This window comes from Glutamicibacter nicotianae (assembly GCF_002797775.1).
Taxonomy (GTDB): domain Bacteria; phylum Actinomycetota; class Actinomycetes; order Actinomycetales; family Micrococcaceae; genus Glutamicibacter; species Glutamicibacter nicotianae.
Genome location: NZ_PGEY01000001.1, coordinates 2,500,268 through 2,512,142 on the forward strand (window position 1 = coordinate 2,500,268; position 11,875 = coordinate 2,512,142).

General features: G+C 64.3%; 13 protein-coding genes. 3 read left to right on the forward strand and 10 right to left on the reverse strand.

What is annotated here, in order from left to right; translation table 11 throughout:
• Window positions 1–3 precede the first annotated feature (3 nt).
• The 4 genes from ATK23_RS11620 to ATK23_RS11635 all read right to left on the reverse strand — a co-directional run bounded on the left by ATK23_RS11620 (window position 4) and on the right by ATK23_RS11635 (window position 4,268).
• The gene (locus ATK23_RS11620) at window positions 4–1,032 is read right to left on the reverse strand and encodes an FUSC family protein (RefSeq protein WP_143181073.1); all 1,029 of its coding nucleotides are present in this window, start codon (window positions 1,030–1,032) and stop codon (window positions 4–6) included.
• Window positions 1,029–1,481 (reverse strand): MarR family winged helix-turn-helix transcriptional regulator, encoded by a 453-nt coding sequence (locus tag ATK23_RS11625; RefSeq protein WP_066142122.1) that lies wholly within the window; start codon window positions 1,479–1,481, stop codon window positions 1,029–1,031. The genes ATK23_RS11620 and ATK23_RS11625 overlap by 4 nt, the downstream gene beginning before the upstream one ends.
• Window positions 1,482–1,635: 154 nt before the next feature.
• Window positions 1,636–3,159, reverse strand: coding sequence for a GMC family oxidoreductase (locus ATK23_RS11630; protein ID WP_066142125.1), 1,524 nt, complete (start codon window positions 3,157–3,159; stop codon window positions 1,636–1,638).
• Window positions 3,160–3,290: 131 nt separating this feature from the next.
• The gene (locus ATK23_RS11635; RefSeq protein WP_066142128.1) at window positions 3,291–4,268 is read right to left on the reverse strand and encodes an EamA family transporter; all 978 of its coding nucleotides are present in this window, start codon (window positions 4,266–4,268) and stop codon (window positions 3,291–3,293) included.
• Window positions 4,269–4,382: 114 nt separating this feature from the next.
• Between ATK23_RS11635 and ATK23_RS11640 the strand changes: the two genes are divergently transcribed.
• Window positions 4,383–4,952 carry a CGNR zinc finger domain-containing protein gene (locus tag ATK23_RS11640; RefSeq protein WP_066142132.1) on the forward strand — a complete coding sequence of 190 codons (570 nt, stop codon included), beginning with the start codon at window positions 4,383–4,385 and terminating at the stop codon, window positions 4,950–4,952.
• A 112-nt stretch (window positions 4,953–5,064) separates the two neighbouring features.
• Complete coding sequence (locus ATK23_RS11645; protein WP_066142135.1) at window positions 5,065–5,373, forward strand: hypothetical protein; 309 nt, start codon at window positions 5,065–5,067, stop codon at window positions 5,371–5,373.
• A gap of 16 nt (window positions 5,374–5,389) precedes the next feature.
• Here ATK23_RS11645 and rraA read toward each other — a convergent pair whose 3' ends face one another.
• From rraA to ATK23_RS11675, 6 genes are all read right to left on the reverse strand, one after another.
• Window positions 5,390–5,866 carry a ribonuclease E activity regulator RraA gene (gene rraA, locus ATK23_RS11650; protein ID WP_038993087.1) on the reverse strand — a complete coding sequence of 159 codons (477 nt, stop codon included), beginning with the start codon at window positions 5,864–5,866 and terminating at the stop codon, window positions 5,390–5,392.
• 83 nt (window positions 5,867–5,949) lie between these two features.
• Window positions 5,950–7,425 (reverse strand): amino acid permease, encoded by a 1,476-nt coding sequence (locus tag ATK23_RS11655; RefSeq protein ID WP_066142139.1) that lies wholly within the window; start codon window positions 7,423–7,425, stop codon window positions 5,950–5,952.
• 126 nt (window positions 7,426–7,551) lie between these two features.
• Window positions 7,552–7,845 carry a hypothetical protein gene (locus ATK23_RS11660; protein WP_223308794.1) on the reverse strand — a complete coding sequence of 98 codons (294 nt, stop codon included), beginning with the start codon at window positions 7,843–7,845 and terminating at the stop codon, window positions 7,552–7,554.
• A gap of 38 nt (window positions 7,846–7,883) precedes the next feature.
• On the reverse strand, window positions 7,884–8,477 hold the full coding sequence (locus tag ATK23_RS11665; RefSeq protein ID WP_038993085.1) for a DUF308 domain-containing protein: 594 nt from the start codon (window positions 8,475–8,477) through the stop codon (window positions 7,884–7,886).
• A 56-nt stretch (window positions 8,478–8,533) separates the two neighbouring features.
• Entirely contained in the window at window positions 8,534–9,754 is a 1,221-nt protein-coding gene (locus tag ATK23_RS11670) for an alpha-hydroxy acid oxidase (protein WP_066142142.1), read from the reverse strand.
• Between the two features lie 33 nt (window positions 9,755–9,787).
• Entirely contained in the window at window positions 9,788–11,107 is a 1,320-nt protein-coding gene (locus ATK23_RS11675) for an MFS transporter (RefSeq protein WP_066142147.1), read from the reverse strand.
• A 124-nt stretch (window positions 11,108–11,231) separates the two neighbouring features.
• On the opposite strand from ATK23_RS11675, the gene ATK23_RS11680 reads away from it, so the two are divergent.
• The gene (locus ATK23_RS11680) at window positions 11,232–11,867 is read left to right on the forward strand and encodes a GntR family transcriptional regulator (protein ID WP_066142151.1); all 636 of its coding nucleotides are present in this window, start codon (window positions 11,232–11,234) and stop codon (window positions 11,865–11,867) included.
• Window positions 11,868–11,875: the final 8 nt, after the last annotated feature.

Below are 11,875 nucleotides of genomic sequence, written 5' to 3' on the forward strand. Positions count from 1 at the left end.
CGTTCATCTGCGCTGGCGGCGGGAAACGATCGAGGAAATGATGATGCTCTGCGCCGCACCCACAGCGGCGCCGAGCGCCGTCATGGATATCCGGTCGATGAGCAGCGACGAAGGCGGTTCCGGGCTGACCAGGTGGACCATGAGCAGCGCGGAGATGGTCATGAAGACCATGCCCACCGCATAGTTGCGCAGGATCACCAGCTCGATGATGAACTGCGAGGCCAGCGCGGCGGCCAGGACCACCCAGAGCGGGGAATCGAAGGCGAAAACCACGGCAGCCAGCGCCACCCCGAGGCAGGTGCCCACGCAGCGCTGCAGCCCGCGGGCCACGCGCGCATAGGCATCGATGCCGGTGACCGCAGCGATCGCGCCGAGGCTGGCCCAGTACCAGTGGCCGTCGCCGACCAGGCAGGCGATGACTGCAGCGAGCAGCACGCCCGAACCCATCTGCAGCGACTCCGGCATGGCCCGGTCGCTGGGAGCCCAGTTGAATCCGGAGCCAAGGGTATGGCGCAGGTTCGCTTTGCGCAGCGAGAGGCCCAGCATCAGCAGCATGCTGAAGACCATCGTGCCGCCGCCTGCCAGCAGCACCCCGGTGAAGTTGTCCACGGTAGCCGGCAGGCTCAGGCAGGCCCCGCCGGCGAAGACCGCGAAGATTGGTCCTGGCGGCATCCAGCGTGCGGCATGCGAGACGTAGTTGGCGCCGAAGCCGATAACTGCCAGCACCAGCGCGCGCACCAGGAACGGCGCATCGATGAGCGAGAAGTAGGTGCCCAGCAGCATGGCGAGCAGCTGCACGATGCCTGCCGAGAGCTGCTGCCAGAAACGCGGCGCATAGGCATCGAAGCGGCCGAAGACCGCGCAGAAAGCGCCGAATGCGGCGTACATTGCCCAGTCCAGCCGGCCAGCACTTGCCACGAGGATCAGCGGCACGGCCAGGCTGAGCGTCGCCTTGGATGCCGGGATGAGCGACGGGCGGTGCGGGGCCACGATGACGCTGCGCCGCATGACTTCCTTCAGATGGCGTTTCACTGCTGCGCTTCCCCGTCCTGGACGGCGACCAGCTGGAGCAAGGTGCGCAACTGGACTTGCTGCTGCGCATCCAAGGCGCCAAACACCTTGGCCTCGCTGTGCTCGGCGGCGGCCATCGCCCGGGCAGCGAACTTCCTGCCTGCGGCGGTCAGCGTAATGAGGTTGCGGCGGCGGTCTTCCGGATCGACGTTGCGTTCCAGGATGCCGCGACTGGACAGCTGGTCGAGGTAGGCCACCAGGTGGCCACGGTTCAGATTCGAGCGTGCCGCCAGGTCATTCTGCGAGATGCCGCCGAACTCCTCCAGCGCGCAGATGATGGTGAAATGATGCCTGGTCAAGGACTCGGATTCCATCAGCTCGGTCAGCTCCTGGGTGCCGATGCGTCCGGCGCGGGCAGTGAGATAGCTCAGAGAGTTCCATTGGAACCGGGGAATCTGGTGTTCAGCCATTCCCCCAAAATATCATTTCATTTCGAAACGATTTCAAGAAGGAGCGTTTTATCGATGAATCGCGCATGGCAATGACGGCCATCATCGCCCACCGGTTCTGCTCAAACACCGTCCAGCGGTGCGGGTGGACGATTTGGCTTGGCCTCCCCGCCGTTCAGAGCCCCAGGTCTGCCACCAGGAACTTGGCTCCCATCTCGCCGATGAGGATGGCCGGGGCGTTGGTGTTGCCGGTGGTGATCTTCGGCATGATCGACGCATCAATGACGCGCAGGCCGGCCAGGCCGCGGACGCGCAGCTGCGGATCCACCACTGCCTGCGCATCGGTGCCCATGCGGCAGGTACCCACCTGGTGGTGGTAGGTCACCACGTTGTTGCGGATGTACTCCCCCAGTTGCTCATCGCTCTTCACCTCATTGCCCGGGTACACCTCCCGGGCACCCCAGTCCTGGGCCAAGGCGTCCTGCTGGACCATCGCTCGGCACTGCTTCATCGAGTACACGAACGCCTCCAGATCCCGCGGATCATCCAGGGCATTCAAATCGATGTTCACCTGATCTTCCAGTCCAGGTCCGCTCAGGGTGATTTCTCCACGGCTGTGCGGGGTCACGATTCCGGAGTGCAGGGTGAATGCGGTGCCCTCGATCGGTTCCATGCCCGGGGAGTACATTGGCACGGCGAAGAAAATCGGCTGGGTGTCCGGGCGGTCCAGGTCTGCGCGGGAGCGGGAGAACATGTGCGATTGCGAGACCGAGACCCCGGTGCGCGGGGCAGGAATGTCCCGGGTGGTGGTTTCGGCGATGACCGGGGCGAGCAGGTGGTCATGCAGGTTCTTGCCCACCTGGTCCAGCTCATGCAGCGGCTCGATACCCACGGCCTGGAGCTCGGCCGCCGGACCGATTCCGGAGCGCAGGAGGATCTGCGGGGAGCCCAAGGCGCCGGCGCTGAGCACCACCTCATCGGCGCGCAGCTCCTGCAGCTGCCCGCCCTTCTGATAGCGCACGCCCACCACGGTGCCGGATTCCAGGATCACCGAGTGCACTTCGGCGTCGGTGATGATCTCAAGACGCTCGCGCACCGGCTTGAGGTAGGCCTTCCAGGTGTTGATGCGTTCGCCGCCAACGACGTTGATCTGCTCCTTGGACACGCCGTCCAGCTGCTCGCCGTTGTAGTCGGGGTTGAACTCGATGCCGGACTGCACTGCCGCGTCGATGATCGACTGCTGGATTTCATCCAGCTCGTAGTCGTTGTCCACCGGCACCAGCCCTTCGGTGCCGTGGAACTTGCTGGCGCCGCCGGAGAAGTTCTCGATATCCTTGTAGATCGGCAAGACGTTCTTCCAGGCCCACTGCTCGCCGCAGTCCTTGGCCCAGTCGTCGTAGTCCTGCGGTGCGCAGCGCACCCAGATGGTTGCGTTCAGCGCGTGCGATCCACCGAGCACCTTGCCACGAGGCAAGTGCATCGGCTTGTTGGCGGCCCCTGCCATCGGGACCGTGTGATAATCCCAGTCGTCCTTGCTATGCCACAGTTCGCCCATGCGCGAGAGGTCATGGATGGCCGGGTTGGTGTCTTCGGACCCGGCTTCGAACAAGGTCACATGCGCTCCCGCGTCCACCAGCCGGCGCGCGACGACCGCACCTGCTGAACCTGCTCCGACGACAATGACCGACTTGCTGCCCATGGAAACTCCTCCACCTTGAGGTGCTGCGAAATGTATTTATCCCAGTCTGTACAGGTCAGCAGGTTTTCCATTGTCATCGTGCGCACAGCAATTGGCAACGCGTGCGCAGTATCCGCTTGGGGCCGCTTCGGCTATTTGCGGATCCGGGCCGCTCGCAATTCGTCGATGCGGACCAGGACCACTCCGCCCACGATCAGCAGGCCGCCGAACAGCTGCACCGCACCGGGCAGCTCGGCCAGCAGCAGCCAGGCCCAGAGCACCGCGAAGAGCACCTCGGTCAATGAGATGAAGCTTGCCACCTTGGATCCCAGTTCCCTCGCGGCCATCACGCCGGTGGTGTAGGAGAACACGGTGGCGATCAGGATCAGCCCGGTCAGCGCCAGCCACCACGGGGTCTCGAAGCCGGCGAAAGAGCCAGTGCCGGGAGCCCAGTGCATGGGAAGGATGCCCAGTCCTCCCACGGCCAGCATGGTCAGCGCACCGACTGCCATGCCCCCGGCAGAGAGCATGATCGGCGGCAGCGCGCCATCAACCTTGGCGCTGATGAAGAAGTAGACGGTCAGCCCGATGGCCGCGCCCAGTCCCCAGAGCACGCCAATCGGATCGATACGTGTCGTACCGGCCAGGTCGAGCACCGCTACCAGCCCAGCCAGCGACAGCAGGGTTCCGGCGATGGTCGCCACGGACGGGCGCTTCTGGTGCCTGGCCCACAGCACCAGCACAATCAGCACCGGCGCCAGATACTCCAGCAACAGGGCCACGCCCACATCCAATCGCTGCACCGCCAGGAAATAGCACAGCTGGCAGGCGCCCACCCCGAAGAGTCCGAAGAGCACAATCGATACCCAGTTGGTGCGCAGCAGCACCCACCGTCCGCGCATCGCCAGCAGCGCCGGGATGGCCAGCACCAGCGCCGCGCCGGCCATGCGGGCAGCTACCGCGGCGGTAGGGCTCCAACCGGCCTCGAAAAGCCCCTTGGCGAAGGAGCCCGACAACCCGAAGGCGGCCGAGGAGGCCAGTGCAATCCAAATGCCCTTCGATTGGCTGGGCTGGCTGGTCGCAGCGTAGGTGGAAGCTGCAGGCGCACCGGGGGTAGGCAGGTCGCTCATGAGGGTCTTTCGCGCAGAATTTCATGCCCCGTTCAGGGGCAAATGGGGGTATGAGCATGACGATACGGTTAGGCTTGAGTGGCAGTCAATCCACCCACCCTCCAGGAACGAATTATGACCTTTGCCCCAGATATCGAAGCGTCGCTGAAGACCGTGGTGAATCTGCTGAATACCGAGGTGCAAATCGTGGATATGCTCTCCACCGTCGCTGATCTCGATGAGTTCCTCGACGCGGAGAACTTCGAGGGCTCACGCGCGCACAACCAGGCGGAGCTGCGTTCCATCCGCCAGCTGCGTTCCCAGCTGAAGAACATCTGGATCGGCACCGAAGAAGAATCGGTGTTCCGGGTCAATGCCATCCTGCGCAACGCCAACGCCCAGCCGCAGCTGATCAAGAGCGAATCGCTGGGCTACCACCTGCACGCCACCACCAACAGCACCCCGCTCTACGACCGGATGGCGGTGGATGCCGCGATGGCGCTGGCCGAGGTGATCCGTTCCGGCGGTTTGCAGCGGCTGCGCATCTGCGCCTCCAAGGACTGCGAGGCGGCATTGCTGGATTTGTCGCGCAACCGTTCCAAACTGTACTGCGATACCCGCAACTGTGCCAACCGCGAGCATGTGCGCGCCTACCGTGCGCGCAAGGCTTCAAAGCGCTTGGGCCAGCAGCTGCCCGCCCGCTGAGCGTCCGGCCTGGATCGAGTTGGGCGATGCTCCTCGCCTTTTGGCTTGCGCGGGCCATATGATGAACACACAACCGGGACACCGGCAGTTGCAGTAGTGGAAGGGGCAGGCCATGACTCAGGAAACCCACGCTTCGGATGATTACGAGGCTCGGATCGAAGCTGCTGAGAGCAGCCCGCTGAAAGCCGCCGCCCGCTGGGTTGTAGCCCTGGCATCGGCAGCCTTGGGCGATGCCGAATACGAAGCGAATGAGCCGCAGGTTGTCGTGCATTCGCGCCAAGACGATTCGGTAGTCCTGCGCATCACGACCTCCAGCCTCGAGGAGGCTGAACGTCTGGTCGTCCAGATCCGCGAGGACCTGGAAACGTTGAGCACCGACGAGTTCAAGGCGGAGTGGGAAGGCGCCGGGGACAAGTCCTAGCGGCGCCGGCCGGCGATCAGTGCTCGACGAGAATCCCGTCGATATCCGCGTACACCATCGCGCCGGGACGGATGTTCACGTCCCCGATGCTGATGGCTTCGTCCACTGAGCCATGCGAGCGCTTGACGGTTTTGCGCGGGTTGCTGCCCAGCGCCTTGATGCCCAGCTCCAGTTCGGCCAGTGCGGCCCGGTCTCGCACGGCGCCGCTGATGATGACCCCGGCCCAGCCATTGGCTTCAGCACTCTCGGCAATCATGTCGCCCAGCAGGGCGTAGCGCAGGGAAGCTCCCCCATCGACCACGAGCACCGCGCCGTTGCCCGGGAAGCTCAGGATTTCCTTGACCAGGCCATTGTCCTCATGGCACTTCACGGTGCGTGCCGGCCCGTAGAAGGACAGCCGCCCGCCAAAGTCCTGGAACTGCAAGGAGACGGACTGCAGCGCATCTCCATGCTGGTCGTAGAGGTCGGCGGTGCTGATCGGTTCCTGGTGCATGTCGCTTCCTTCGTGAGCTGCGATAGTGGTCCACCACACAGCTTAGCCCTCAGCGCACGCAACCCCAGAGCATGATGAAAGGTTTAGAGGTTCAGCTCCGCCTCATACGCCTTGGAGTCCAACGCTCCCAGACGCGAATTGCGCCGGCCATAGGCCAGATAGATCGCGGCGCCCACGGCCATCCAGATTCCGAAGACCAGCCAGGTGATCCCGGCCAGATTGAACATCAGGAACAGGCAGGCAGCGATACCCAGCATCGGAGTCACCGGATACAGCGGGACGCGGAAGGTGCGCGGGATATCGGGCTGGGTCTTGCGCAGGTAGATCACCGAGACGCCCACTAGCGAGAAGGCGAAGAGGGTGCCGATGCTGGTCGCTTCGGCCAGCTGGCCCAACGGGATCAGCGAGGCGGCAATGGCCACGACCGCGCCGGTGACGTAGGTGCCGATGACCGGGGTGCGGGTGCTCGGCGAGACCTTGGCGAAGAAGCGCGGGATCAGGCCATCGCGGCCCATGGACAGCAGGATGCGGGTTTGGCCGTACAGGGTGGTGAGCACCACCGAAACGATCGCGATCACCGAGGCCAGGGCGAAGGCCAGGACCATCCACTTCTGCCCGGTGATCTCTGAAACGATTTGCACCAGGGCGGCTTCCGAATCGGCGAACCACTCCCATTCCCGGGCGCCGATGGCCGCCACGGCAACCAGCACGTAGATGGCGGTCACCAGCACCATGGCGATCATGATGGCCCGCGGCAGATCTTTCTGCGGGTTCTTGGCTTCCTCGCCAGCGGTGGAGGCGGCATCGAAGCCGATGTAGGAGAAGAAGACCATGGAGGCAGCACCGGTCACGCCCGCGGCGCCCATGGGCAGCAGCGGCGCGAAGTTGCCGGCATTGAAAGCGGTGAAGGCGACGACCACGAAGAAGACGAGGATGGCGATCTTCACGATCACCATGACGGTGTTGGCCAAGGCCGATTCACGGGCACCGCGGACCAGCAGCAAGGTGGCCAAGATGACCACAATCAGTGCCGAGAGGTTGATGATGCCGCCCTCGCCCGGGCCGGCGGCCAGTGCTTGCGGCAAGGCGAGGCCGAAAATCTCCAGGGTCTGGTTCACGTAGGACCCGGCGCCTACCGCCACCGCGGCCGCGGACACCGCGTATTCCAGAACCAGGCACCAGCCGCACACCCAGGCCATGCCTTCGCCCAAGGTGGCATAGGAATAGGAGTAGCTGGAGCCGGAGACCGGGACCATGCCGGCCATTTCGGCGTAGGACACCGCCGAGAGCAGCGCGGTGATGCCGGCCAGCACGAAGGCGATCCAGATCGCCGGGCCGGCGACCGGAACGGCTGATCCGAGGATCACCAGGATGCCTGTGCCCAGGGTGGCGCCAACCGAGATCATGACCAGCTGGGTGACGCCCAGCGAGCGCTTGAGCGTTCCGAGTCCGGCGTTGTCCGCCGCATCGTTGGCCATCGCCTGGATGGACTTGCGCCGCCGCAGCTGCGTGCCCAATGGGGTATGGCTGTGCTGCTCTGTGTTGCTCGTGCTGCTCACTCGAAATCCTTAGTGCGTGCTGGAGGCGTTTCGCATCGATTGGCCGACCCGGCAAACGACAACGCGCTGGGACTATCTGTGGATGGACAGTCCCAGCGCGTCATGCCGCGTGGCTAAGCTTTATTATCAGTCTTCAAACTTCTTGTCCGGATTGGCAGAGGATCGGTTGACCCCGGTGCCCTTTCCAAGGTCAGGATCATTTTCCTTGGCTGCCATGGTCAACACCGAGATGACCAGCAGGCTGGCGACGAAGGCGATGCCGAAGGCCGCCAAACCGATGTCGAAACGCAGTGGATTCTGCGATCCGCCGGTGGAGCTGATCAGGCCGACCACGCCGGAGACAAGGCCCAAGATCAGCGAGAAGCTCAGTGGGCCCTTGATTGACTGGCTCCACGGTTGCTTCTTCTTATTGTTTCCCACCAGAAACTCCGTTTCTACTCTTGCTGCTGACCTGAGGACTAGTTGTTGCCCTGGTCCGGGGTATTGGTCGTGGCCGGTGCGGCCGCCTTCATCTCGTGGCGATGGCCAAAGGCTGCAATCAGCGCGAAGACCGCGAGAACAATGGTGCCGCCGCCAATCAGGCCGAACAATGCGTGTGCATCCAGGCCGCCGCTGAAGCACAGCGAAATGGCCAAGATCACGCCCACCGCGCCGGTCACCAGTTGGTTCCTGAACGGCGGGAAGGCCTCGCGGAGCTTGGCGAAGACCACGAGTTCGGCAATGCCGGCTGCCAGGAAGGCGAACGCTGCCACGTAGCCAACCCAGGTGATCGAGCTGACGAAGATGGTTGCGATGCCAGCCATGAGCATCAGTCCAGCACCCAGTGCGTAGGGGGCGCGCGACTTCTCAGGAGCGCTTTCCACCGATACGTACTGCCACATGAATACGCCAGTGACAACGAGGAACGCTGCCGTCGAGTAGGTCACGACTTTCTCATCTGCGCCGATCCAGAAAATCGACATCAGGGCATAGGCCAGGGCTGCCAGACCGCGCAGGAACACTGGGCGGAAGACATCTGAAGCTTGGACTGGGGTGGTTTTTGGTGCAGGCACAATCTCTATTCTACCGCTCATAGAACTAACCGCCACTTCGCCCGGGGTTAATCACATCAGCGGCGACGGCGGATCAGCGACTCGTCCAGGTTCTTGATGCTGGCAGCGCCCATCAGCTGCATATTCACTTCCACTTCCTTGGCCAGCAATTCGATGGCACGGCTGACGCCTTCCTCGCCGCCAGCCATCAGGCCGTAGAGGTAGGCGCGGCCAATGAGCGCGAAATCGGCTCCGGCGCACAGCGCGGCCACTATGTCCGCACCGGACATGATGCCCGAATCCATGATGATTTCCATGCCCTCACCGACTTCGGCGCGCACCTCGCTGAGCGCTTCGAAGGCAATCGGCGCACGGTCCAGCTGGCGTCCGCCATGGTTAGACACCACCAGGCCATCAGCACCGGCAGCCTTTGCCTTGGCGGCGTCCTCGCGGGTGAGCACGCCCTTGACGAACAGCTGGCCGGTCCACAGTTCGCGGATCCATTTCAGGTCGTCGAAGTCCAAGGAGGAATCGAACATGGAGTTGATGATGGTCGGCAGGTCTGCCGAGGTATCGGATAGCGAGGCGAACTTCAGCGAATCGGTGGTGAGGAAGTTGTACCACCACTCCGGACGGTAGGAGGCATCCAAGACGGTCTTCAGCGTCAGCTCGGGCGGGATCTTCATGCCGTTGCGGGCATCGCGGTGGCGCTGGCCGGCTACCGGGGTATCCACGGTGACCAGCAGGGTGTCATAGCCTGCCGCAGCCGCGCGTTGCACCAGCGCCTTGGACTTCTCGCGGTCCTTCCACAGATAGAGCTGGAACCACTTGCGCCCCTCCGGTGCCGCCGCGGCGACTTCCTCGATGGAGCGGGTGCCCATGGTGGACAGGCTGAAGGGAATCCCGGCCTTCTGGGCAGCCCTGGATCCGCCGATTTCTCCCTCGGAGTGCATGAAGCGGGTGAAGCCGGTGGGCGCGATGCCGAAAGGCAGCGCCGATGGCGCACCGGCAATGGTGGTGGACAGGTCCGAGTGCGCGGTGCCGTGCAGGATGCGCGGCAGCAGCTCGACGTTGTCGAATACCTCGCGGGCGCGCCTCGCGGTGATCTCGCGGCCGGCGGCGCCGTCGACATAGTCGAAGGCCGCGGCCGGGGTGCGGCGCTTGGCGATCCTGCGCAGATCCCAGAGGTCAGCAGCACTGGCCAGGCGGGCGGCCCGGCGATCGGTGGTGGGGAGCTTGAACTTCATCAGGCTGACCAGTTCGGCGACGTCCGGCAGCTGGCGCTTGAGGTTACCCATTGGTTGTTCCTTCTTCGGTGGAAATGCGTTGGTTCAGTACAGGTTGCGCGTGCTCGCGCGGGTGCCGATGAAGATCGCCACAGCCGAGGAAAGGCAGCACAAGGCCAGGTAGCCGGCCGGCATCACGATGGAGCCATTGCCTGCCTGCAGCAGCGCGGCCGCGATCAGCGGCGAGAGTCCGGCGACGATGGCGCCGTTCAATTCGCGGGCCAGGGCAATCCCGGAGAAGCGGATCGAAACGGGGAACAGCTCGGTGAGGAAGGCGCCCTGGGCACCTGAGGTGCACGGAATCACCAGTGCGTAGCCGGCGGCGATGCCCAATAGCCCGTAGGCGAATTCGCCGGTGGAGACCATCGCGAAGATCGGGAAGGCGAGGACCAGGCCGGAGATGTTTCCAGCAGCCAGCACCTTGGAGGCGCCGAACCGGTCAGCCAGCCAGCCGCCGACCGGCGTGAGCACCACGGAGACCAGCGAGCCCAGGGTGACCGCCAGCAGCGCCTGGCTGCGTTCCATGCCGCTGGTGACCATCAGGCTCAGCGCGAAGACCGCGAGGATGTAGTTCACCGCATTGTGCCCGGTGATGGCCAGGAAGCCCAGGATAACCCGGCGCCAGTGCCCGGCGAACACCTGCACGATGGGCAGCTTGGCCTGCTGCTGGCTGGCGCGGGCCGAGGCCATGGCGGCGGCGTAGTCCGGGGTTTCCTCCAGCTTGTTGCGGATGTAGATGGCCACCACGAACAGCAGCGCCGAGATCAGGAAGGGAATGCGCCAGGCCCAGCCGAGCAAGGCCTCGTCGCCGGCCAGCGAGACCAGGAAGAAGCACACGGTGGCCAGAGCAATGCCCAGCGGAGGGGTGGCGAGCACCAGCGAGGTGTAGAGGCCGCGTTTCTTCGGCTCCACGTATTCGGCTACCAGGGTCATTGCCCCGGTCAGCTCGGCGCCGGCGCCGAAGCCCTGGATCAGGCGCAGCAGCACCAGCAGGCCCACGGACCATACGCCCCAGCTGGCCGCGGTGGGCAGCAGGCCGATGCCCACGGTGGCGACGCCCATCAGGATGACCGAGAGCAGCATCGCTGGGCGGCGGCCGAACTTGTCCCCCAGATGCCCGATGACCACTCCGCCCAGCGGGCGGGCCACGAAGCCCACCGCGAAGGTGGCAAAGGAGGCGATGGAGGCCGCCGAGTCGCCGGCCCCGGAGAAGAACAGCGGGCCGATCACCACCGAAGCGGCCGCTCCATACAACGCATAGTCGTACCATTCGATGGCCGTGCCGAAGACGGAGGCGAACAGGGCTCGGCGCCGGTTGCGCGCTTGCTGCCCGCTGGCTGAGTTCTGGGTGATCGGCACAGTCATAGTCCTTGCGATGAGGTAGTGTTCACGTAAGATTCCTGAAATATATTTCATCCCAGACTAGAGTGTTGCCCAGAGCGACAGCTAGATCAGGTCGCTACATTACGAGTGGGAGAATCGGAGAATCATGGCCAGCTCGCTCTCCGAACAACTCACCATCACCTTGCGCGAACGCATCAACCGCGGGGAACTCGCCCCCGGCACCCTGATCATCGAGCCGGCCCTCGCCCAGGAATTCGAAGTCTCCAAGACCCCGGTGCGCGAATCGCTGCGCCAGCTCACCAGCGAAGGACTGCTGCAGATCCTGCCCAAGAAGGGATACCTGGTCTGCGCCATCTCGCTGAACGATGTCTACGAAGTCCTCGAGCTGCGCAGCCTGCTCGAACCGCATGTGGCCGGGCAGGTGGCCAGCATGCACTCGGCAGCGCTCGTCGTGTCCCTGGCCGGGCACCTGGAGGCCCAGGAGAAGCTGTCGGTCAGCGATCCCATCGCCTCGATGCATGCGGCCCAGCGCTTCCACAGCGAACTGGCGGCCGCCTCGCGCAATTCACGCCTCGTGGCCACCCTGGAGAACTGCTTCACCCAGACCGCCCGCGCCCACTACGTGCTGCCTTCCATGCAGCCGTACATGTCCCAATCGGACGAGCTGGCCGAGCACCGGGCGATCTTCGACGCCATCCAGAATTCAGATCCGGCCGCGGCGACGAAGGCCATGTCGCTGCACCTGGAATCCATCTGCCGAGCCATGCTCGGCCACCACTAGCCGCACAC